Genomic DNA, 19,874 nt, shown 5'->3' with positions numbered 1-19,874 from the left:
CCCGCATTATGTCCTAATTGATCTCGAAATCGAAATATTTAGCTCTGATCCTCGCGAATGCGCCATCCGCGACGCTTTCGTCCAAGGCCTTCTCGAACATCGCCTTGAGCGTCCTGTCTTGCTGGCGCAGCCCTATGCCTATTCCGTCGCCGAAATAGGCGGGATCGCGCGGCACATCAGCGGCGAGGGCGCAGCATTGCGCCTCCCTCCGGGTTTTCAGAAAGTCGGCGAGCGCGTCCTTGTCGCCGATGACGACATCGAGTCGGCCCTCGGCCAGATCGAGAATGGCTTCCTCGAGCGTGGCGTAGGAATGGATTTCCGATTGCTTGTAGAGATCTTCGACATAGGCTTGATGCGCGCCGCCGGATTCGACGCCAATGCTCTTGCCGGCGAGGCCGGCCGGGCTCGCGTCTTCGATCATGTTCTCGCGCGACGCCATGAAAGCGCTCGGCATGCGGATATAGGGCTTGGCGAAGGCGATCTTTTCGCGGGCTTCGTCGGTGATCTCCATGGCGGCCATGATGGCGTCATACTGATGCTCGAGGAGCCCCGGGATAAGCCCATCCCAATCTTGCGCGACGAAACTGCAGTTCGCCTTCATGCGGGCGCATAGATCGCGTGCGAGGTCGATCTCGAAGCCGGCGAGCTCATTGTTGTTGTCGAGATAATTATAAGGCGGCCGCGCGCCTTCGCTGGCGATCCTGATTTCCTTCCAATCAGGCGGCGCGCTTTCTTCGGCTGCTGAGGCCGGCGGGGAAGCCAAGGCGAAGATCAGGAAGACGCCGAAAAGCAGCGCAGCCCAAAGGCGAGAGGGTCGAAGGAGGTCAGCGGGAGCGCGCGCGAAGAGGGACCTTCTCCATCGGGTTTTCACCGGCCGCTCCAATCGGTCATTGCGATGGGGTCCATCGATCGCGCGCAAAATTTCATCATGCCTTCGTGGGGGTGCGTATATATGACCGATTTTGGCTTTCGCAAATAGATCCGGGCTGGCTCGTTCGCTTGGTCCCTGACGCGCGTCGCACGAAAATTGAATATGATAACAGAGCCTTAGATCCGCTTCGTCAATCGCGATCGAGCGCCCGATTGTCTCGGTCCTGACAAACTGGCGTAGCTCTTGCTGATCCATGCGCCGAGCGAACAATGAAAGCCGCGGCCGAACCTTGAAACGGGCGATGGACCGCCGTGCGATTGTATGAAATACGACAGGGGCCTATATATCGGCCGCCGATTGCGGGAATGGAGCGAAATTAAGAATGGTCAGCGATCAAGACGTTCTCACTGCGCTCCAGTCCGTTCCCGGTCCTGACGGCAAGACGCCGCTGCCGCAATCGGGCGCCGTCGCGGGGCTCTCGATCAAGGATGGAAAGGTCTATCTCTCCATCGCGATAGACCCGAAGCAGTCGGCTGAAATGGAGCCTATGCGCGCCGCGGCGGAGACTGCGGTGAGGCAATTGGGCGGGGTGGCCAACGCCCTCGTCAGCCTTACGGCCGACAGGGCCCCGCCGCCGCCAGCGCCGCCGAAGGCCGCGCAGCCGCGCAGCATCGCCATTCCGGGGATTTCCCACATTATCGCCGTCGCTTCGGGCAAGGGCGGCGTCGGCAAATCGACAACCTGCGTCAATCTTGCGCTAGGGCTCGCCTCGCTCGGTTGGCGCGTCGGCATTCTCGACGCGGATATTTATGGACCTTCATTGCCGCGCCTTCTCGGGCTCAAGGCCAAGCCGGAGGCCGCGGGTCGCCTCATGCAGCCGCTCGAAGCCTATGGCGTCAAGGCCATGTCGATCGGCTTTCTGGTCGAGGAAGAAGACCCGATGATCTGGCGCGGGCCCATGGTCATGGCCGCGATTCAGCAATTGCTGCGCGACGTCGCTTGGGGCGAGCTCGATTGTCTGGTTGTCGACATGCCGCCGGGCACGGGGGACGCGCAGCTGACCTTGGCGCAAAATGTGCCGCTCGCGGGCGCCGTTGTGGTCTCGACGCCGCAGGATCTGGCCTTGATCGACGCACGCCGCGGCATAGCCATGTTCAACAAGGTCGATGTGCCGGTGCTCGGCATCGTCGAGAACATGAGCTATTTTCTTTGCCCGCATTGCGGCGGCCGCTCGGATATTTTCGCGCATGGCGGCGCGCGCCATGAGGCTGAAAGATATGGCGTGCCTTTCCTCGGCGAGGTGCCGCTCGACATGAGCATTCGCGAACATGCCGACTCCGGCAAGCCGGTCGTCGCCGTCGATCCTGAAGGCGCGCACGCCCGCGTCTATCGTGATATTGCGGCGCAGATCAAGGCGAGGTTGGAGAAAGGCCGCGCGCGCGTCGCCCCGAAGATTTTCATCGAATAAGCTGGCGCTGAAACTATTGGCGGCGGCGCGTCTACGGCAGTCCCTTGATGAGCGCCGTCAGAACGCCGATCGAGACGACGAGCATGCCGCCGATCTTGATCGTAAGGCGCTGCTCCAGGAGGGTGAGATCGTCCTTGGTCGCGACCTGATCCTGAAATGCGTCCGCAAGCGCATCGGCCACGCCTTCGGCTTGTTCCGCCGTGAAATGAGCTTTGTCACGTAGGGAACGGGCGAGCTTCAAAGTGTCGAATGGAATGGCGCTCATGCCAGCTAATATGGATGCTTAGGCGGCGCATGTCCACATTCGTGGCGTTGGTCAGCGGGTCCCAGCCAAAATGATTGGCCGCCGCCGCCCTTCGGGGATTGCGAACGAAAATTCGCTCAAGCCCGCCATAATTGCACGTAAATGTTGAAAACGGCTCCATACCGGTAGAAACGTACAGCACGTTTTGTTATATATGCCGGATGGAAGAGCCATACGACCGATTGGCGACCGCCCGCCGCAACGCCGGGTTCGAAAATGCGACCGATGCGGCGCGCGCCTTCGCCTGGAACGAGAACACCTATCGCAGCCATGAAAATGGCGAGCGCGGCCTGCGCCTGCCGATCGCCGAACGCTACGCCAAGGCCTTCGGGACAAGCGCCGCTTGGCTTCTGACCGGCGAGGGCGAGCCCGAGCCCCGACCGGAGCCGAAAAACGTCGTTCGCCTCGTTGGGCGAATTGGCGCCGGGGCGGTTATCGATGCGGATTTCGAGCAGGAGCCGCCCGAAGGCTTCGCGGAAATCGAAATTCCTTATCCCGTCCCAAAGGGCGCAGTGGCCTTCGAGATCGTCGGCGACAGCATGTGGCCGCGCTACGATCCCGGCGACATCGTCATCTGCTGGAAAGTCGCGCAGACGCGAAGTGAAGCGGACGGATGGGAAGCTGCGGTCCGGCTGACGGATGGGCGGCGCTATCTGAAAACAATTCGCCGCGTCGCCAAGGACCGGTTCGACCTCGTGAGCCATAACGCCAGCCCGATCTTGAACGTCCAAATCGAATGGGCGTGCAAAGTGTTCGGCAATATCCGCGCAGGCGAATGGACTCTGCTGGAACGGCCGTCTCGCAGGCCGGAGTGACATTGGGGCGCAGCGACATTTACGTCAGGGGCGTCGAATAGCGCGGTTTGTACTTTTTTCGATAATCTGTACGTTTTGTGTTGCAACTTTCTGTGCGTTATGTACAGTACGTCATCGGCGCTGAGCGCCGATCGCTGGCCCGCCGCTCCACTGAGACATCGGGCCGACGATCATAATCGTCACGCAGATGGGGATTGGTACGATGGCCATTGAGGGTAAAGGTCCGGCGACGAACCGTAGGACGAACGTCATGGATGATTTCAATTTTGGAAATGGCATTCAAGCGAGCTCGTCGGAGACAGCCGAATATCTGGCGCAAATGGCTTCAGAACTCGTCTTGCTGGCAAAAAACGCCCGGCTCGAGCGACTGTCGCTGCTCTTGGATCTCGTTCGGCGAGAAGCCGAATCCGCTGCGGCTTGATCGGCGGCCTCGATGAGGCCCGCGCCGGGTGCGTCGCTTGGAACGCCGCCGTCGATTTTCGGATTGATTTTGTCGGACTGGTCGCGGGCGCCGTTCCCGCGACCTCGGATCTTGTTCTAGCCGCCGGTGACGCTCATGTGGCGCGAGACGGCCGGCTTGGTTTGACTGCGGTCGATAATGAAGTCATGGCCCTTGGGTTTGCGGGCGATCGCCGCTTCGAGCGCTTCGTGCAAAAGCTCATCCGAGGCCGAGGCGCGCAAGGGCGCGCGCAGGTCGGCGGCGTCGTCCTGGCCGAGGCACATGTAAAGCGTGCCGGTGCAGGTCACGCGCACACGGTTGCAGCCTTCACAGAAATTATGCGTGAGGGGCGTGATGAAACCCAGGCGGCCGCCGGTTTCCGCGATGCGAACGTAGCGCGCCGGGCCGCCTGTCTTAAAGTCGATCTCGCGCAATGTGTAGCGCTCCTTGAGCCGGGCCTCGACAAGGCTCAAGGGAAGGAATTGATCGGCGCGCTCGGCCTCGATTTTCCCGAGGGGCATCACCTCGATCAAGGTCAGGTCCATGCCGCGTCCATGCGCCCATTCGAGCATTGGCGCGATCTCCTGGTCATTGACGCCCTGGAGCGCGACCATGTTGATCTTGACCGCAATGCCTGCCTTTTGCGCAGCGTCGACGCCCGCCATCACGCGAGCATGATCGCCCCAGCGCGTGATCGCGCGGAATTTCGTCGGATCGAGCGTGTCGAGCGACACATTGATCCGGCGCACGCCGATCGCCGCGAGCTCGTCCGCGTGATCCGCGAGCTGGGATCCATTTGTGGTGAGGGTCAATTCAGAGAGCGCGCCGGAGTCGAGGTGACGCGACAGCGCGCGGAACAGGCTCATGATATTGCGCCGCACCAGCGGCTCGCCGCCGGTGATGCGAAGCTTGCGGACGCCTCGGCTGATGAAGGCCGTGCACAAGCGGTCCAGTTCCTCCAAGCTGAGCAGGTCGCGCTTCGGCAGGAAATTCATGTCTTCCGACATGCAATAGACGCAGCGCATGTCGCAACGATCCGTCACCGAGACGCGGACGTAAGTGATCATGCGCCCAAATGGATCGACGAGCGGCGGCGCCGTAGGCTCGGGGCGCCTTGGTTCGGATTTTGCCAGCGGCAATGTCGGCATGAGCGTCATAGGCTTACACTTACATTTGCCGGGGCGGGATTTCCACGACAATATTGACGGCTACACGAATAGGTAGCGTTGGTGGAGCAGGTTTCCAAGCGAGACAGGACGATGAGCGAGATGAGCGGTCAATGGCCAAGCGAATTGCGCCTCAAGGAGCAGGGCCGGCTCTTGCGCGTCGCTTTCGAGAGCGGGGACGCTTATGACCTGACGGCTGAATATTTGCGGGTCATGAGCCCGAGCGCGGAAGTGCAGGGACACAGTCCCGAAGAACGCGTGACGGTCGGTGGCAAACGGCTGTGCGCCATCATCGGCGTGGAGCAGGTCGGCACCTACGCCGTGCGGCTCACCTTCGATGATCTGCATTCAACCGGCATTTTCACCTGGGACTATCTCTATGAGCTAGGCTCGCGGCATGACGAGAAATGGGCCTTCTACGAAGCCGAGCTTCAGGCAAAGAGACTGAGCCGCGACATTGCGGGGGACGCGTAAGCCCGCCTCAGGAATCTGGCGCGCGGCTCGCTGAGAAGGGTCACGCCGAAGGAGCGGCTCCTCCTCCCGCGCCGGCGCAATATCAAGCTCCACCCATGGCGCCTCGGGCGCTCTCACCGTTCGACGACGACGCGCGTCCCCACCCTGACGCGCTCATAGAGGTCCATGACGTCTTCATTGGTCATACGAATGCACCCTGAAGACACCGCCTGTCCGATCGACTCCGGCTCATTCGAGCCATGGATTCGATAGAGCGTGCCGCCAAGGTACATGGCGCGCGCTCCGAGCGGGTTTTGCAGCCCGCCCGGCATGAAACGCGGCAGATCGGGACGTCGGCGCAACATTTGTTTGGGCGGCGTCCAGGACGGCCATTCCTTTTTCATTGCGACATATCTTGTGCCGCCCCATTCGAAGCCGGGACGCCCGACGCCTATGCCATATCTGATCGCCTGATTGCCGGGCAGTATGTAGTAGAGTCGACGCTCCTGCGTGGAGATGATGATCGTGCCCGGCGCCTGGCGGCCGTAATAGCCGACAAGTTCGCGCGGCGGGGCCATGGCGCGCGGGCGGCCGGAAAAATCCGAGTAAGGCTGGCCATAGGCCTGCTGCTGATATTCATAGGCTCCGACATTTGCTATGGGCATGGCGAACGGAAGCCCGATTGCGATACAGGCCACGGCCAGAAAGCGACGGCGCATTTTCATTTTCCCGAAGATTGAGCAAGATAGGCGAGCGAATCAGCAGCATGACGCAGCCATAATCCGACCACAAAGCGGCCGTGGCAATGGCTGAGCCGATGCGGGGGCTGGATTGATGCGTGATCTAGCGACAATCGTTGCTCGAGGCCATCTCAATCAGGGAACCGACGCGTTCGGCGTTTCGTTGTGGTTAATTGCGAGTAGGACGGCCATGCCTTTTTCGACGCCATTAGCGATCGTCATTTTTCTGACGATCTGGTTCACGGTGCTGTTCGCCGTCCTGCCTTTCGGCGTCCGGTCGCAGCACGAGGCTGGCGACATCGTCGCCGGGACGGATCCGGGCGCTCCTGTCGCGCCGAGGCTTCTTGTCAAGGCGGGATGGACCACGCTTGTTTCCGCCGTCGTCTTTGCCGCGCTTGTCGCTTTCGCGCGCTACGCCAGCGGCTAGAGCGGTTCTTTGGGCGCGGCAGCATGAAGCGATCCGGCCAAGGCGTGGCGCTGGAGGTCTCTCGAAGATGAGGAGGTCTGGCTCCTGCCATCGTGCGGCGGCTAAGGCGCCCCCACGCCTCGGCATGGCTCAAGCCCGCCTTTCTATTGACGCTTCGAACCGTTGACGCTACTCCACCCTCGCCCCCAAGAGGAGCGCGTAGCTCAGTCGGTAGAGCATCTGACTTTTAATCAGAGGGTCATGGGTTCGAATCCCATCGCGCTCACCAAATAAAATCAAATAGCTAGAGGTTTTCATTTTCCTGCTTGTCAGCCTTCAGCAACCCCGCCTTGGGTCACCTCAAACCGGATCGGCTGGAGTCCGCGCTCCCGTAATCCCACAGGAAAAATGACCGCCGCCAGTGGATAAGGCCGCCGGTTTCGAAAAGACGTCGCCTTCGCTTGGCTGTAGAATTGCCAAGCTTTCCCCCCAGTCGCGGTTGAGGACGCCAATGGTGGCGCCATTGGCGTTGATAACAGGCATAGAGCTCGATGAAACCCTCTGCTAGCATTGTGCTCGGCGCTAATTGTGTGCGTTTTCATGGAAATTCCATCATGTTGTTCTTGGGATATATGGAGCCGGGGTGAGGCGGAGCGGCTCTGTGACTGTTCGGCCGATAGTGAAATTTCCTGACCCGCGTCTTCGCGCGATCGCCGAATCTGTGACCAGCTTTGACGCCGACCTCCACTCGCTTGCCGCTGATCTCCTCGACACCATGCGGGCTGCGTCTGGCGTCGGGATCACCGCCCCGCATATCGGCGTTCCAAAGCGGCTGGTCGTGATCGAACTCTTGGCTCCGAATGGCGCCCGGACCTATGTTAACCCGACGATCATCTGGGCGTCGCCCGAAATGATCCGACATCAGGAAGGCAGCGTCTCCATGCCAGGCGTCATGGAGGAAGTCGAGCGCCATGCGCGCATTCGAGTGAGCTACCGCGACTTGAGCGGAGTCGAGCAGATCGAAGAGGCGGATGGCCTGCTTGCCGTATGCTGCCAACACGAGATGGACCAGCTCGACGGGATCTTCTGGATCCAAAGGGTTTCGCGCTTGAAGCGGGATCGTCTGATCAAGCAGTATGCGAAACTGAATGCTTCATAGCTATCCGACCTCAGCGCCCATGAGACAAATTTGGAGGGTTGAAAGGCAGCGCGTCGAGTAGCATGTTAGACGCCTCCCTTAACAAATGAAGCGGAAGGCGAACATTGAGCAATTTCAGAGAAAAAGGTTTTGCCGAGCGTCGGGCCGCCGCCACGGATGCGGTCGCTGCGCGATTGGCTAAATTTCACGCCAAGCCAGGACCCGACGATCCGGCCGTTTTAGCTCGTGAGGCCGAGAAAAGGGAGATCCGCGAGGCGAGAAAGATCCGCGAGGCTCAGCGGGCCGCCGCCAAACTGGAGCAAATCGCCCGCGAGGGCGCCGAAAGGGCCGAACGCGAAGCCGTTCTGGAAATCGAGCGAATCGCCGCCGAGGAAGCCAAGGCGGCGGAACAGGCTGCCAAGGGAGCCACGCTGGCCGAACTCGCCGCGCGTGTCATCGCGGATGAGGCGGCGCGCAAGGCCGCGCGTGATAAACGCTATGCCGCGCGCAAAGCTAACCGAAAGTGACTTGTTCGACGCGTGCGGATACAGGACTGAGCGCTGCCGCATGAAAAGCCATGCGCAGGAGTTTCATAGGCGGCTCGCAGTCTCATCGCGCGAGTTCGAACGCGGCGGCTTGATCTCGCGCTTCGCAGCAATCGCCAAGCTTTTTGCGATTTCTCAGTAAGTGACCCCATTAAATGCCACGCAACAGCACGGAAATGTCACTCTCGCCGTTGCTGGTCAAAATGTCTTTGAGCTGACGCCGTTGCGGTTGTTGGCGTTGCCGCGCCTAGCTGGATCGCCTCCTGAGATCGTCGAAGGGTTCGTAACCGAGATGTTCGGTGAGCTCCGCCCCGAGAGCCCGTTCGTTCAATGCCTTCATCAGCTGCATCGTTTAGGACACCCTTCATCATGCAGGCGCGAAACCGAAAGGGCTGGGCTGACTACGATCCGGCGAAGATACCGACCAAAACGCATATGCCTCACTTAGACCACTGGCTTTCCACGCTGCCGCTTCCGGCGCGCGTCCTGGACGTCGGCTGTGGGACGGGCGGCGCGTCGCGGCTCTTCCTCGAGCGGGGCTGCTTGGTCGTTGGCGTCGACATCAATCGAGCGGCGATCGAAGGGCTCTCACGCGAGTTCTGTAAGGCGCGAGCAGCCGAGTTCCACGTGCGGGACGTCGCGAGCCCTTCGGGGTTCGAACTCGCGGACACGCGATTCGACGGGGCAATCTGCCAGCTCGTCGCATCCGTCGTGGGAGACGCCTCCGATCGCGTTCAGCTCTTGAAGAACATCCACGAAGCGCTCTCCCCCAAAGGCAAGCTATCGATCTCGTTCTCCGGATTGTCGGACGACATCAACCCGAGTTATGCCGACCTCTACGTGACCGATCTACCTTACACGGGTGAATACGGGACGCTCAGCTCCCGCTAAAGAGCCAGGAGCAGCTGTTCGATGTTGCGGTGTTCTTGGCGCAAAGCCTCAATGATCATTGGTCTGATCCTCTGCGAATGTTGTTGTCTGCCACCGACAAAGCGTCCCTGCATCGGACAAGATCAACATCCATGCCCCAACGCTGGCTGTTGATTAGCTGATCCTGTCGCTCCAGCTTGTCAAATCTCCTGCGCCATGTACGAAATCACCTTTCGCGGCGCTCAGATTTTACAGATATTGAATTGGCCGCGTTCATCCGCTGGCCCCCACCTGAAGTGTTCTTCAGCCCTCGACGTTTGTCTCGGGTCGATCTCCGCCTGCCGACGCTTCGTCGTGCCACCGACCATCTTTGTCTTCATACGAAATGTCTGTCGTGTCTCCAGGGACGACCTGTTCCTTCGCTGCGCGATCCGCCGCCCTTCGAGCCAGGTCATGGGATGGGAAGGTCTCGGAGAAAGCCCCCTCCACCTTGTAGGCCCAGCCGCCGTCATGTTCGACAACCTCATAGACAATCTTGGTCATGTATCGCTCCTTAAGCTTATGGGCGGCCTCAAAAACCGAACCTTGCGTCCAATGGGATTGTAGGGCGTCCCCTGTCCTTATTCATCGGGGCCAGCGCGCGTCCTGTCGATAATCCCACCGGCGATAGCCAAGGAACCTAAAGCGCCAGGCTCAATGGCTGCTCTTGTCTCCGGGGTGATAACATTGGTGCTCCGGCGGACTCTTATTCCTTGAGCGATCTTGGACCGCTGACAAACGGACTGTCCCGAAGATAAAATCGCAGGAGGCGGTTCGCATCCCGCGAAATGCCGATCCTGATGCTCCGCCTGATTTCGCCGGGTTCGTGGTCGCCGCGTCCGAGCCATAGAGGGCCTTCTCGGCAAAGATCGAGCCCATCGAGCGAACGATCAACCCGCAACGCCGCAGTGAGCCTTCCTGGTCCTCGCGCCAAGTCGCGCAAGCGCTCGACGCCGCGATTTAGCTGCATGATCGGGATGCCTTCGAGCGGCTCGAGCGCCCTGATCAGGACGCCGGCTCCGATCCCGGGCGTCTCGCTCGAGACATTCAGCATGTATGAGCTGCCGTAGGCGAGATAAATATAGGCGCGCCCACGCTCGAGAAACAGAGAACGATTACGCCGAGTCATCCCCCTATAAGCGTGCCCGGCGGCGTCGCCGACGACATATGCCTCGGTCTCAACAATACGACCGCTGGCGACGCCTTCAGGCAACTCCCGCACCAATGTCTTGCCAATGAGATAGCGGGCGAGAGAGGCCGTATCAGTCGGCAGCTCCGAGCGAGCGAGCGGCAAATGGCCATCCTTACGGCGGCCAGGCTTCAGGGCATCCGCTCGACCCATTGCGCGCGCGAAGGCCCCGGTTCGAACGGATCGCCGAAATACTGGGTCTCGCGGGCCACCTTCCATCGAGGAACTCCATGATGCTCACGGTGTAGGACGGCCGCCCGTCATAGGTCAGGACAAATTCGGTGACCCAGAGGTCGCCCGCGCCGATAACCCGCCGCAACCGCGCGAAGCGCCTTTTGGAGACTAAGCGTGAGGGGGCTGGTATAGGCCAATCGCTGAACATCGACAGAAGGCTAAAGCGGTCCCGTGAATTCGCGCAAGCATGAACAAATCGCCGTAATATTACGAAAGCAAAGCTCTCGGTCACGGTGGGCTTCGTGTTTTTAGCTGTAAGTCACAGTTCATTGCTAAAGCACACTGCCCGACGTATTCTGGTGGAGGGAGGAATACCATATCCGAATTGGAGTCGGCTATGAACCAAGTACAAGTCGAGCAGAAAAGCTATCAGATGCCGCCGCAGGATGGGTTTACCGTCGCACACTTTCTCACCGTCGCCGATATCGAACGATCGGCTCGATTTTACGAGACGGTCTTCGGAGGTCGCATTCTGAGCAGAGGCGACAGCAGCGGCGCGCCGGGGTACATCCAGATCGCGAACACGTGGCTCATTGTCAACATCGGGGGCGGTCCGACGCCCGACAAACCATCGGTAACACTCAGCGTCCCCGCCGACCGCGATTCACTCAGCAGCTTTATGAATATCCGCGTTGCAGATATTCAAGCGTGCTATGAACTATGGCGAAATCGAGGAGCCGAGTTTATCACAGAGCCAAAGGACAAGTACGGCGAGACACGCTGCTACATTCGCGATCCTGATGGTTATATTATAGAAGTTGGGCAAAGCAAGCCGGACTTCGCTTACGGCTAAACGGCGCGACACATGAAAGCATCTGTGATGACCGCGTACACTCCGGCGACGTGAGGTTCCGGAGGATGGATCCTCGTCGGCCGCCGCGGTCGGCGAGGGCGCCCAAGTCGTGGCAGCGCTGCACACTCTCGGTGAACAGGTTTAGGGGCGGCGTCGCCATCCACGTGCCCGAAGACATCGAATGAGATGGACCATGATGGATTTACTGTTCTTTGGCGTCGGGTGGACCGACCTCGCGATCGCCTTGAACCGGATCGCGGTTGGAGCATTCTTTATGCTGTCGGGATATCACAAGCTGTTCAACCCAGAGCGCCACCGTTCGATCGTCGATGAACTCAAGTCGCTCGGCGTTCCAGCAGTGGGCTTCAATCAATGGTGGGTGCCGCTGGTCGAGTTCACCGCCGGCGGCGCTGTCCTTATCGGGTTCTTGGCGCCACTCGCCGCGCTTGGCCTGCTTGTCATCATCCTCGTCGCCATCGCCACCTCCGGGCGGCAGCGAATTAAACTCTACAAGCCGATCGATGAAGCGGATCGCATCGACGATTGGCTCAATTTACCGGAGACGCTTTATGCCTTTATGTTGATCATAGTCATCTCGGCCGGCGCCGGGCCGTACAGCCTCAACGCCCTGATTCTGGGTCTGATGAATAAGCACGTCGCGTGACGCCGCGTCCTCACCGGTTATCTTCTTCCGATGCTTTACCTTCTTCCGATGCGGCGGATGGCCATCCTTACGGCGGATAGGTTCAGGGCATCCGCTCGACCCATTGCGCGCGCGAAGGCCCCGGCTCGAATGGATCGCCGAAATACTGAGTCTCGCGGGCCACCTTCCCATCGAGGAACTCCATGATGCTCACGGTGTAGGACGGCCGCCCGTCATAGGTCAGGACAAATTCGGTGACCCAGAGGTCGCCCGCGCCGATAATACGCCGCACTGTGAAGCGTTTCCGGTTCGGCTGCGCCGCGCGAGACGATTGAATCTTGCGCCGCCCGCGAATGCGCTCGCCCGATTGAGGATATTCGAGCACCGCATCCTCTCGGTAAATCTGGTGCTCAGCCTCAAAGTCGTTGGCGTCGGAGGCGGCCCAGTGGCGATCCAGGGCCGCTCTAATGTCGTGGTCTTCCATATCAAATCTCCCTTGACCACCCGCCGTCGATGTTGAGTCGTCGCACCATACGCTGGCTCGAACAGGCCTTCCAGATGGGGCAGGAGGTCATTCCCAGCGCGAAGGTTTGAAGCGTTTGGTTTTGATGGTCCAGGCTCGGCGTTAGTTTCCAGCGGCGTTTGCCCCCTTTGAGCCGCTCTAACTGCCTGCCCTCAAAGCGTGTTCGCTGGGCGGGATATCGCCAAAAGGCTGCTGGTCAAGAAGTACCGCAAGCCCTGTCTTCTGGCTCAAACAGTCCGCGCCGCTGTTCGGCCGCTCCGTTGTTGAGCAGATCGTCTTCTCCGAACCGGATATAGGGGGCGAGCTTTCTGACAAGCTCCTTGCTCAGGGTTGGCAGCACATCGCGCTCATAGCGGTAGATGCGCCGCTGCAGCAGCGCGAAGCAATAATAGGCCGGCACGGCGACGAACAAGCCCCACATTGTCGAAACGAGGGACTGGTCAATCGCTAGGACCAGGGCGGTCATGTCCCTGTGGCCGGCAATGGCGAACTGCCTGAAAGTGGCCATGATGGCGATCGTGGTTCCCAGCACGCCTAGGAGAGGAGCGACGACATAGGCGGTCGAGAGCGGCGCCAGGGACTGGTAAAGACGGTCTGTCGAGTCTTCTATCGGCTCGCGGTTGACGTCTGGATGGACCGGCTCGCCCCGTTCGCCAGCTTCGATATAGCCCAGCAGGACCTGGGCCAAAGGGCAGCTATCATCAATAAGCCTGTCCCGAAAGGCGCCGAATTCGTCCTGGTTTCCAATCGCGCAGGCCGCCTCGACAAGACCGGGCGGGATGACGCGCGATCGGCGAAGATCCAGAAACCGCTGGATGATGATGCCTAGCGTGAACACGGACAGGGGGACCAGGGCCATCATGCAGACGCCGCCGCGCAAGATATATTCATCGAACTTGGCGGCTACGGCTTGCGTGAATTCATAGGTTTCTATCGACATAAGGCTTCTCTGTCTCGATCCTTACCTTGGCGATGCCAGCTTGCTTGCACGCGCCGAGCACATCGACCGTCGCCTGTAACCGGCTCCCGAGGTCTCCCCGCACAATCACGCTTTCGAAAAGCGGATTCGCCTGCTTTCGGAGGCGCATTTGGACGGGAAGTTCGCCGACAGCGATCTCCTCGCCATTGATGAAGTACTTATTTTCCTTGGTGACCTCGATTAGCAGCGCATCATTGTCCTTTGCCGCTGACTCTCCATACTCGGTTTGGGGAACGGCGACGTTCAGCGAGTTCGAAACCGCCAGCTCCGTCGCGAAAACAAAGAAGAGAAGAATATTCAGCACCAGATCCAGAAAAGCATTCAGGCTGATATCTGGCTGCCGCCTTCCAGGCGACAAATGTCTAGGTCGTCTTTTCATGTCGACACCGGTACATGAGGCCCTGACGTACTACGCGACAATCTGGGTTAAGAGCCGCACGACAAATAAATCGACATTCACTTGATGAATTCGCATTCTTGATGGCATGATGCCGTAAGCTGGGATTTCTGACAAGGCGGTGCGATGGCTGGACGGCGTCACCTGACGCCTTTCGAATATTTCGCGCCTTCGCACTAAAGTAAAGGCGACTTTCGCCCGGCAAGACAAATATATGGCGATCGGATTTGGCTTCTGGTTGCACCTCTCTCGCAGATTTGATTGCGTCTTCACCCGGTTGCGCTATCAGCGCCGTCGCCCATACTTGATGGTTATTTTCAGCGTGATCTTGTGAGGCGGTGGATCGAACGGCGCGCAGGCTCGGATCGTTTTAAGCGCGCTTTCATCGAGTTTCGCCTCCCCGCTGCTCGAAACGATCCGGAGAGAACCCGGGCTCAGCGCGCCATCAGGAAGTATCGTGAATGAGACCACGGCGGCGCCCTGCAGGCCTGCCTGCCTGCCAGCCTCCGGATAGACAAGTTCGCTCTGCACCTTCTTGGTCAACAACTTCGCATAAGCCTGCAAAGGGTCGATTCGATTTTCGACGCGCGGTCGGATCTTCCGCGCGTCTTGCCGCTGATCGTCGCCCGAGACCTCCAGAGAACCGGGCGAACTGGGCGCGGCGTTCGTGGGCGCCGCCTGTGGTTGCCCAGCAGAGGGTATTGGCTCCGCCTCATTCGGCGTCGTATCCGTGTTACTGTTTTCCTCCGCCTCATTCGACGTCGCGTCCGTCTGACGGTTTTCCCCCGCCTGCACCAGAGTCTGCTGTTGCGGGGTCACGGCGCTTGAGCCAGGAGACCCGCTGCTTTGCTCCTTCAGCTTCTCGTCGACCTGGTAGTCGGCTTCCATGCCCTCAAACACGACGACCAGTGTCTTTGGCGCCGACGCCGCCACCCAGGCCGCAATGAGAAGGATAGCCCCATGGAGGGCGAATGACGCGGCAAAGCCGGGTTCGATCGTGAACCTCACGCTTCTTAGCCTCCTTTTTGACCTAGTCTGACTCAGGGCCTGTTAGCACTATAGGATGTGGTGGGCGAGCGCGAGCAGGAGGAAAGCTTTGTACATGACATTGAGCTTTTCGAAGCGCGTGAACGTGAAGATGCGTCTGAACCGACGTTCATTCCGCTCGCGAGGGTGAACCAGCGATCCGGCGGGACCACGACAATTGGAAGAGAGATGGCCTGACAATCGACCGGCGTTGTGGAAACCTGCCTCAAAAAACGGTGCCCGACGCCGAGACTTTCATGAGGCCGGAACGCGCTATCACCATCTTGGCCCGAGGCTCGAGCCCGAGGCCGGATAGGTTGAAGCAGACTGATCATAAGGCGCCCTCGATAGAATCGCTTGCAGACGCGGCGTGCCATACGTTTTTGAACGCGGCCGCTTCGTCGGGCGTGGCCGATTTGAGGTTTTCTCCTTACACTACCTGCGCCGCACGCCGCTTCGCGGTCTGATAGCCAATGCCGAGGAGGGTGAACCAAATGGGAGCGACATAGAGAGCCACCCGGGTGCCTTCGTCCAGGCTAAGGAGTATCGCGACCAGGACGAGAAACGCCATCACGAACCAATTCGCATACGGCGAGCCGGGCATTCGGTAGGCGACCGGCAGCAATGCGCCGGTCGCGACCGCCTTGCGGTAGCCCAAGTGGGCAATGACGATCAATGCCCAGGTCCACAGCGATCCAACCAGCGATACGCTGGTCACGTACACAAAAACCCGTTCGGGAATAATGTAGTTAAGCGCCACACCGACCAGCATAAGCGCCGCCGACGCGGTGACGCCCGCTGCGGGGACCTTTCGGATGCTAACCTTGCCGAACGCCCGCGGGGCCTGCCCAACCTGGGCCAAGCTGTAGAGCATGCGTCCAGTGCTAAAGATCCCACTGTTGCACGACGATGCGGCGGCGGTGATTACGACAAAGTTGATGATTCCGGCCCCGGCTGGAATTCCTATTTTTTCTAAGACCAAGACGAACGGGCTTGTGCCGGGACTCAATTGGTTCCAAGGGACAAGAGACATGATGATCAGCAGAGCCCCGATATAAAGGACGAGCATACGGTAAACAACGCTATTGATCGCATGGGGGAGCACCTTCTCCGGGTTTTCGGTTTCGCCCGCAGACACGCCTATCAGTTCCAAACCTTCGTAGGAGAACATAACCATCTGCAGCGATAAAAGCACGCCGGATGCCCCAAAAGGGAAAATGCCGCCCTGCGCCCAAAGGTTGGAGAAGCTTGCCGTCTTTCCCAGATCACCGAATTTGAACACTATGACTCCTAAGCCAATAACTATCATTGCTACAATAGTGACCACCTTGATCAGCGCGAACCAAAATTCGATTTCTCCGAACAGCTTCACCGCGATCAGGTTTGCTGAGTACAAGAGGCCCAGGGATATCAATGCCGGAATCCACTGGGGAACTGCAGGGAACCAGTAATGGACGTAAACGCCCACGGCGGTTATCTCCGCCATGCCAATGACCAGCCACATGAACCAGTAGGACCAACCTGTCATGAATCCGGCCCAAGGCCCGACGAACTCTTCCGCATAGGCGGCGAAGGACCCAGACACCGGCCGGTAGAGCAGCAATTCGCCGAGGGCGCGCATGATGAAGAACATGACCAATCCGCCAATGGCGTAGGACGCCACCAACCCCGGGCCGGCTTTCTGGATCGCTGTAGCCGAACCAAGAAATAACCCAACGCCGATCGTCCCGCCTATCGCGATCATTTGGACGTGCCGATCCTTGAGCCCGCGGTGGAGGTCTTTCTCCGCGTCTCGTTGCTCTCCGTCCAGCGACTTCCTCACATGGGCCTCGTCCATGGTTCACTCTCCTTTTGTTTTCAAGCCAGGCGTTGCCGGAAGCGAGCGTCAGGCAAGGATTTTCCTTGTTGGAAATCAAATCCGAACATCGCGATGGTGTAATCCGCCGAGAATTGGCGCCGGCAGAATGCGGCCAGCAGGCCGATGGCCTCGCGGCGTTGGCGCGTCCTTATTTACAGACAGATGTATGCGAGCGCTATTGTAATGCCGCATGTACGAAAGAAGGATGTGGCGCAGGCGCCGTTCGCCGAATACGACAACATGGTCAGGACATTCCGCTGGATCGAGCCGATCAATCGTTCAGTATGTCTATTCCGCCAAGGAGATCGTGGCGAGGGGCCGCGCAAGATCGCGTGCTGCAGGACTGCCCGCTCGATGATGGCCGCGACAAGTCCACTCTTTCGCTTCGGCGCCTCATGGCGTAAAGGCACGGGATCTTCTCTGGATGCCATACGCTCATGATACGTCTCGATAACATCAGTAAACAGAACGGCAAGCAGCTCATCTTCGTCGAGGCGTCGGCGGCGCTCCTGAGAGGTGAGAAGGTCGGTCTGGTCGGCCCCAATGGCGCCGGCAAAACGACGCTCTTCCGGATGATCACGGGGCAGGAGGAGCCTGACGAGGGTCAGGTTGTCGCCGATCGAGGGATCACCATCGGCTATTTCAGCCAGGACGTCGGCGAGATGTTCGGCCGCAGCGCCGTCTTCGAGGTGATGGACGGCGCCGGCCCCGTGAGCGCCGTCGCGGCCGAGTTGAAGGAACTGGAAGCCGATATGGCGGATCCGGACCGGGCCGATGACATGGAGGCCATCATCGAGCGTTACGGCGAGGTGCAGGCGCGCTTCGAGGACCTTGGAGGCTACGCGCTCGAGGGGCGGGCGCGAGAAGTCCTTGCGGGCCTCAGCTTCAGCGAGGAGATGATGGACGGCGACGTGGGCGCTCTCTCCGGGGGGTGGAAGATGCGCGTGGCGCTGGCCCGCATCCTCCTGATGCGTCCGGACGCCATGCTGCTGGACGAGCCAAGCAACCATCTGGACCTGGAAAGCCTTATCTGGCTGGAGGACTTTCTCAAGGATTATGACGGCGCGCTGCTGATGACCTCGCATGATCGCGAATTCATGAACCGCATCGTCACCAAGGTGGTGGAGATCGATGGCGGGGCGCTGGCGACCTATTCGGGCGACTACGAATTCTATGAACAGCAACGGGCGCTGAACGAGAAGCAGCAGCAGGCCCAGTTCGAGCGTCAGCAGGCGATGCTGGCCAAGGAGATCAAGTTCATCGAGCGCTTCAAGGCGCGCGCCTCCCACGCCGCGCAGGTGCAAAGCCGGGTGAAGAAGCTGGACAAGATCGAACGGGTGGAGCCGCCTAAGCGCCGCCAGTCGGTCGCGTTCGAGTTCCCGCCAGCGCCGCGCTCGGGCGATGACGTGGTGAGCTTGAAAAACGTGCACAAGCGTTACGGCGATCGGAGCATCTACGAGGGTTTCGACTTCGTCGTGAGCCGCAAGGAGCGCTGGTGCGTGATGGGCGTCAACGGGGCTGGCAAGTCCACGCTGCTGAAACTGGTGGCCGGCTCCACGAAGCCGGACAACGGCATGGTGGCCTTGGGCGGAAGCGTCAAGATGGGTTATTTCGCCCAGCACGCCATGGATCTGCTCGAGGGCGAGCGCACGGTGTTCCAGTCGCTGGAGGACTCGTTCCCCCAGGCGGGGCAAGGCTCGCTGCGGGCGCTGGCCGGCTGCTTCGGATTTTCAGGCGACGACGTCGAGAAGAAGTGCCGGATTCTGTCGGGCGGCGAAAAGGCCCGGCTGGTCATGGCGAGAATGCTCTACGATCCGCCGAACTTCCTGGTGCTGGACGAGCCCACCAATCATCTGGACATCGTTACAAAAGAGATGCTGATCGCGGCCCTGTCGCAGTACGAAGGAACCATGCTGTTCGTCTCGCACGACCGGCGCTTCCTGGCGGCGCTGTCCAATCGCGTGCTCGAGCTGACGCCGGAGGGCGTTCACCAGTACGGCGGCGGCTACACGGAGTATGTTGCGCGGACGGGCCAGGAGGCTCCCGGACTACGAAGCTGATTGACGCTCAGACCTTCGCGGCTGAGCCAAGCAACGTTCCCCGGGGCCTGGATCGGCGCGGCCGGCCGGCGCCTGTGCGCTCAGGCCGGGCGCGCGCCGGTGTGGATGATCGTCCCCACATGCTCGCCACGGAGCGCGGCGGTGAGCCGACCCGGCGCGAGCCCGTTCACGATCTGCACGTGCTCGAGATGGCGCGCGGTCGCCATGACCTCGAGGAGCGCACGGTCGAAGGGCAGCGAGCCCTTGTGATTTGTGAGGTCGGCGGCGCTCGTCTCGCCGATTAACTTCGCTTTCTCCCCATCGGGGCCCCTGGGATCGGCGGTGTACACCCCATCCACGTCCTCAACGATCGTGAGGCCGGCCGCTCCGAGCGCATCGGCGAGCAGAAACGCGCCCGTGTCAGCCCGGTGAGTCGGGATGCGCGAGGGGAACTCATGGTGGTGATAGGGAGGAAAAGCGCTCCCCACGACCGCGCGAGCGGCGGTGAGATGGATCGCGAGCTGGTTCGCGACGGTGGGGTGCTCGACGTAGGAGACGCCCTCCGGCGCGAGCAGCGACGCGAGGATGTGGCCGTTTTGGCCGGCCTCGCTCGCGGCGAGCGGAGCCAGCGACCCGGCCGGCAGGCCGAGGTCGAGGCCGACGCCGTAGAGGTGGCGGGCGCGGATGCCGGCGCCGGTCAATATGAGCAAACGGTGCTCGGGCAGGAGCTTCCGGATCTCCTCCACCACTGGGAGTATCGCGTCCGCGCCGCGATCCATGATGGAGCGGCCGCCGATTTTCACGACCTGAAGCCAGGGGAGAATGCGGACGGGGCGCCTGCCAGCGACGGGGCGGGTGAGTTCGTCGTTGAGGAGGGTCTGGCGCGCGAGCGGCGAGGCGACGTGCTTGATGCTGTTGGCAAGTTCGGACATGGCGGTC

Annotated in this window: 23 protein-coding genes, 1 tRNA gene and 1 pseudogene; 12 read left to right on the top strand and 13 right to left on the bottom strand. The window is 60.3% G+C overall.

Annotated elements, in window-relative coordinates:
• Window positions 1-13 precede the first annotated feature (13 nt).
• Entirely contained in the window at window positions 14-871 is an 858-nt protein-coding gene (locus RZS28_RS01405; RefSeq protein WP_407339441.1) for a transporter substrate-binding domain-containing protein, read from the bottom strand.
• A gap of 382 nt (window positions 872-1,253) precedes the next feature.
• Between RZS28_RS01405 and RZS28_RS01400 the strand changes: the two genes are divergently transcribed.
• Window positions 1,254-2,339 (top strand): Mrp/NBP35 family ATP-binding protein, encoded by a 1,086-nt coding sequence (locus RZS28_RS01400; protein WP_407339440.1) that lies wholly within the window; start codon window positions 1,254-1,256, stop codon window positions 2,337-2,339.
• A gap of 31 nt (window positions 2,340-2,370) precedes the next feature.
• Here RZS28_RS01400 and RZS28_RS01395 read toward each other — a convergent pair whose 3' ends face one another.
• Window positions 2,371-2,604 (bottom strand): hypothetical protein, encoded by a 234-nt coding sequence (locus RZS28_RS01395; protein ID WP_407339439.1) that lies wholly within the window; start codon window positions 2,602-2,604, stop codon window positions 2,371-2,373.
• A gap of 221 nt (window positions 2,605-2,825) precedes the next feature.
• On the opposite strand from RZS28_RS01395, the gene RZS28_RS01390 reads away from it, so the two are divergent.
• Window positions 2,826-3,458 (top strand): helix-turn-helix transcriptional regulator, encoded by a 633-nt coding sequence (locus RZS28_RS01390; protein WP_407339438.1) that lies wholly within the window; start codon window positions 2,826-2,828, stop codon window positions 3,456-3,458.
• 537 nt (window positions 3,459-3,995) lie between these two features.
• Here RZS28_RS01390 and moaA read toward each other — a convergent pair.
• Window positions 3,996-5,045 carry a GTP 3',8-cyclase MoaA gene (moaA, locus tag RZS28_RS01385; protein ID WP_407341010.1) on the bottom strand — a complete coding sequence of 350 codons (1,050 nt, stop codon included), beginning with the start codon at window positions 5,043-5,045 and terminating at the stop codon, window positions 3,996-3,998.
• 111 nt (window positions 5,046-5,156) lie between these two features.
• Between moaA and RZS28_RS01380 the strand changes: the two genes are divergently transcribed.
• Entirely contained in the window at window positions 5,157-5,537 is a 381-nt protein-coding gene (locus tag RZS28_RS01380; RefSeq protein WP_407339437.1) for a gamma-butyrobetaine hydroxylase-like domain-containing protein, read from the top strand.
• A 113-nt stretch (window positions 5,538-5,650) separates the two neighbouring features.
• On the opposite strand, the gene RZS28_RS01375 is transcribed toward RZS28_RS01380, so the two are convergent.
• Entirely contained in the window at window positions 5,651-6,241 is a 591-nt protein-coding gene (locus tag RZS28_RS01375; protein ID WP_407339436.1) for a L,D-transpeptidase, read from the bottom strand.
• A gap of 205 nt (window positions 6,242-6,446) precedes the next feature.
• Here RZS28_RS01375 and RZS28_RS01370 point away from each other — a divergent pair, with 205 nt between their 5' ends.
• The 5 genes from RZS28_RS01370 to RZS28_RS01350 all read left to right on the top strand — a co-directional run bounded on the left by RZS28_RS01370 (window position 6,447) and on the right by RZS28_RS01350 (window position 9,236).
• On the top strand, window positions 6,447-6,683 hold the full coding sequence (locus RZS28_RS01370) for a DUF1467 family protein (RefSeq protein WP_407339435.1): 237 nt from the start codon (window positions 6,447-6,449) through the stop codon (window positions 6,681-6,683).
• A 192-nt stretch (window positions 6,684-6,875) separates the two neighbouring features.
• Window positions 6,876-6,951 (top strand) — tRNA-Lys (locus RZS28_RS01365).
• Between the two features lie 372 nt (window positions 6,952-7,323).
• Window positions 7,324-7,821 (top strand): peptide deformylase, encoded by a 498-nt coding sequence (locus RZS28_RS01360; RefSeq protein WP_407339434.1) that lies wholly within the window; start codon window positions 7,324-7,326, stop codon window positions 7,819-7,821.
• A 104-nt stretch (window positions 7,822-7,925) separates the two neighbouring features.
• The gene (locus RZS28_RS01355) at window positions 7,926-8,327 is read left to right on the top strand and encodes a DUF6481 family protein (protein ID WP_407339433.1); all 402 of its coding nucleotides are present in this window, start codon (window positions 7,926-7,928) and stop codon (window positions 8,325-8,327) included.
• Window positions 8,328-8,780: 453 nt separating this feature from the next.
• Window positions 8,781-9,236: a class I SAM-dependent methyltransferase gene (locus RZS28_RS01350; RefSeq protein WP_407339432.1), complete on the top strand. Its 456-nt coding sequence runs from the start codon at window positions 8,781-8,783 to the stop codon at window positions 9,234-9,236.
• Between the two features lie 282 nt (window positions 9,237-9,518).
• Here RZS28_RS01350 and RZS28_RS01345 read toward each other — a convergent pair whose 3' ends face one another.
• The 3 genes and pseudogenes from RZS28_RS01345 to RZS28_RS01335 form a co-directional block, all read right to left on the bottom strand.
• Window positions 9,519-9,758, bottom strand: coding sequence for a DUF2188 domain-containing protein (locus tag RZS28_RS01345; protein ID WP_407339431.1), 240 nt, complete (start codon window positions 9,756-9,758; stop codon window positions 9,519-9,521).
• Window positions 9,759-9,960: 202 nt separating this feature from the next.
• Window positions 9,961-10,596 carry a DNA-3-methyladenine glycosylase gene (locus tag RZS28_RS01340; protein ID WP_407339430.1) on the bottom strand — a complete coding sequence of 212 codons (636 nt, stop codon included), beginning with the start codon at window positions 10,594-10,596 and terminating at the stop codon, window positions 9,961-9,963.
• A pseudogene (locus RZS28_RS01335) lies at window positions 10,575-10,783 on the bottom strand (nuclear transport factor 2 family protein); the annotation flags it as partial. The pseudogene RZS28_RS01335 and the gene RZS28_RS01340, both read right to left, overlap by 22 nt.
• Window positions 10,784-11,014: 231 nt before the next feature.
• Here RZS28_RS01335 and RZS28_RS01330 point away from each other — a divergent pair.
• Window positions 11,015-11,470, top strand: a complete 456-nt coding sequence (locus RZS28_RS01330; protein WP_407339429.1) for a VOC family protein — start codon at window positions 11,015-11,017, stop codon at window positions 11,468-11,470.
• A 193-nt stretch (window positions 11,471-11,663) separates the two neighbouring features.
• Window positions 11,664-12,134 (top strand): DoxX family protein, encoded by a 471-nt coding sequence (locus tag RZS28_RS01325; protein WP_407339428.1) that lies wholly within the window; start codon window positions 11,664-11,666, stop codon window positions 12,132-12,134.
• Window positions 12,135-12,216: 82 nt separating this feature from the next.
• Here RZS28_RS01325 and RZS28_RS01320 read toward each other — a convergent pair whose 3' ends face one another.
• The 5 genes from RZS28_RS01320 to RZS28_RS01300 all read right to left on the bottom strand — a co-directional run bounded on the left by RZS28_RS01320 (window position 12,217) and on the right by RZS28_RS01300 (window position 16,875).
• Window positions 12,217-12,597, bottom strand: coding sequence for a nuclear transport factor 2 family protein (locus RZS28_RS01320; RefSeq protein WP_407339427.1), 381 nt, complete (start codon window positions 12,595-12,597; stop codon window positions 12,217-12,219).
• A 235-nt stretch (window positions 12,598-12,832) separates the two neighbouring features.
• Window positions 12,833-13,576 (bottom strand): MotA/TolQ/ExbB proton channel family protein, encoded by a 744-nt coding sequence (locus tag RZS28_RS01315; protein WP_407339426.1) that lies wholly within the window; start codon window positions 13,574-13,576, stop codon window positions 12,833-12,835.
• Entirely contained in the window at window positions 13,557-13,919 is a 363-nt protein-coding gene (locus RZS28_RS01310) for an ExbD/TolR family protein (protein WP_407339425.1), read from the bottom strand. The genes RZS28_RS01315 and RZS28_RS01310 overlap by 20 nt, the downstream gene beginning before the upstream one ends.
• Before the next feature lie 378 nt (window positions 13,920-14,297).
• Window positions 14,298-15,020 (bottom strand): energy transducer TonB, encoded by a 723-nt coding sequence (locus RZS28_RS01305; protein WP_407339424.1) that lies wholly within the window; start codon window positions 15,018-15,020, stop codon window positions 14,298-14,300.
• Window positions 15,021-15,468: 448 nt separating this feature from the next.
• On the bottom strand, window positions 15,469-16,875 hold the full coding sequence (locus RZS28_RS01300) for an amino acid permease (RefSeq protein ID WP_407339423.1): 1,407 nt from the start codon (window positions 16,873-16,875) through the stop codon (window positions 15,469-15,471).
• Window positions 16,876-16,940: 65 nt separating this feature from the next.
• Here RZS28_RS01300 and RZS28_RS01295 point away from each other — a divergent pair, with 65 nt between their 5' ends.
• A complete protein-coding gene (locus RZS28_RS01295) occupies window positions 16,941-17,300 on the top strand; it encodes a hypothetical protein (protein WP_407339422.1) in 360 nt (119 codons plus the stop codon).
• Between the two features lie 33 nt (window positions 17,301-17,333).
• Window positions 17,334-18,956, top strand: coding sequence for a ribosomal protection-like ABC-F family protein (gene abc-f / locus RZS28_RS01290; protein WP_407339421.1), 1,623 nt, complete (start codon window positions 17,334-17,336; stop codon window positions 18,954-18,956).
• 80 nt (window positions 18,957-19,036) lie between these two features.
• Here the strand turns inward: abc-f and RZS28_RS01285 are convergent, their stop codons facing one another.
• Complete coding sequence (locus tag RZS28_RS01285) at window positions 19,037-19,867, bottom strand: molybdenum storage protein subunit alpha (RefSeq protein ID WP_407339420.1); 831 nt, start codon at window positions 19,865-19,867, stop codon at window positions 19,037-19,039.
• Window positions 19,868-19,874 lie beyond the last annotated feature (7 nt).

Source organism: Methylocapsa polymorpha (assembly GCF_045689225.1).
Taxonomy (GTDB): Bacteria; Pseudomonadota; Alphaproteobacteria; order Rhizobiales; family Beijerinckiaceae; genus Methylocapsa; species Methylocapsa polymorpha.
Note: the sequence above shows the minus strand (reverse complement) of the source record. Positions and strands in the feature narration are given on the sequence as shown.

What these genes read in the sequence shown, in the direction of transcription:
- RZS28_RS01345 (WP_407339431.1), bottom strand. Translation starts at nt 9,758, where the DNA reads ATGACCAAGATTGTCTATGAGGTTGTCGAACATGACGGCGGCTGGGCC.
- RZS28_RS01370 (WP_407339435.1), top strand. Translation starts at nt 6,447, where the DNA reads ATGCCTTTTTCGACGCCATTAGCGATCGTCATTTTTCTGACGATCTGG.
- RZS28_RS01375 (WP_407339436.1), bottom strand. Translation starts at nt 6,241, where the DNA reads ATGAAAATGCGCCGTCGCTTTCTGGCCGTGGCCTGTATCGCAATCGGG.
- RZS28_RS01340 (WP_407339430.1), bottom strand. Translation starts at nt 10,596, where the DNA reads ATGGGTCGAGCGGATGCCCTGAAGCCTGGCCGCCGTAAGGATGGCCAT.
- RZS28_RS01330 (WP_407339429.1), top strand. Translation starts at nt 11,015, where the DNA reads ATGAACCAAGTACAAGTCGAGCAGAAAAGCTATCAGATGCCGCCGCAG.
- moaA (WP_407341010.1), bottom strand. Translation starts at nt 5,045, where the DNA reads ATGCCGACATTGCCGCTGGCAAAATCCGAACCAAGGCGCCCCGAGCCT.
- RZS28_RS01350 (WP_407339432.1), top strand. Translation starts at nt 8,781, where the DNA reads ATGCCTCACTTAGACCACTGGCTTTCCACGCTGCCGCTTCCGGCGCGC.
- RZS28_RS01395 (WP_407339439.1), bottom strand. Translation starts at nt 2,604, where the DNA reads ATGAGCGCCATTCCATTCGACACTTTGAAGCTCGCCCGTTCCCTACGT.
- RZS28_RS01300 (WP_407339423.1), bottom strand. Translation starts at nt 16,875, where the DNA reads ATGGACGAGGCCCATGTGAGGAAGTCGCTGGACGGAGAGCAACGAGAC.
- RZS28_RS01380 (WP_407339437.1), top strand. Translation starts at nt 5,157, where the DNA reads ATGAGCGAGATGAGCGGTCAATGGCCAAGCGAATTGCGCCTCAAGGAG.
- RZS28_RS01285 (WP_407339420.1), bottom strand. Translation starts at nt 19,867, where the DNA reads ATGTCCGAACTTGCCAACAGCATCAAGCACGTCGCCTCGCCGCTCGCG.
- RZS28_RS01400 (WP_407339440.1), top strand. Translation starts at nt 1,254, where the DNA reads ATGGTCAGCGATCAAGACGTTCTCACTGCGCTCCAGTCCGTTCCCGGT.
- RZS28_RS01320 (WP_407339427.1), bottom strand. Translation starts at nt 12,597, where the DNA reads ATGGAAGACCACGACATTAGAGCGGCCCTGGATCGCCACTGGGCCGCC.
- abc-f (WP_407339421.1), top strand. Translation starts at nt 17,334, where the DNA reads ATGATACGTCTCGATAACATCAGTAAACAGAACGGCAAGCAGCTCATC.
- RZS28_RS01315 (WP_407339426.1), bottom strand. Translation starts at nt 13,576, where the DNA reads ATGTCGATAGAAACCTATGAATTCACGCAAGCCGTAGCCGCCAAGTTC.
- RZS28_RS01325 (WP_407339428.1), top strand. Translation starts at nt 11,664, where the DNA reads ATGATGGATTTACTGTTCTTTGGCGTCGGGTGGACCGACCTCGCGATC.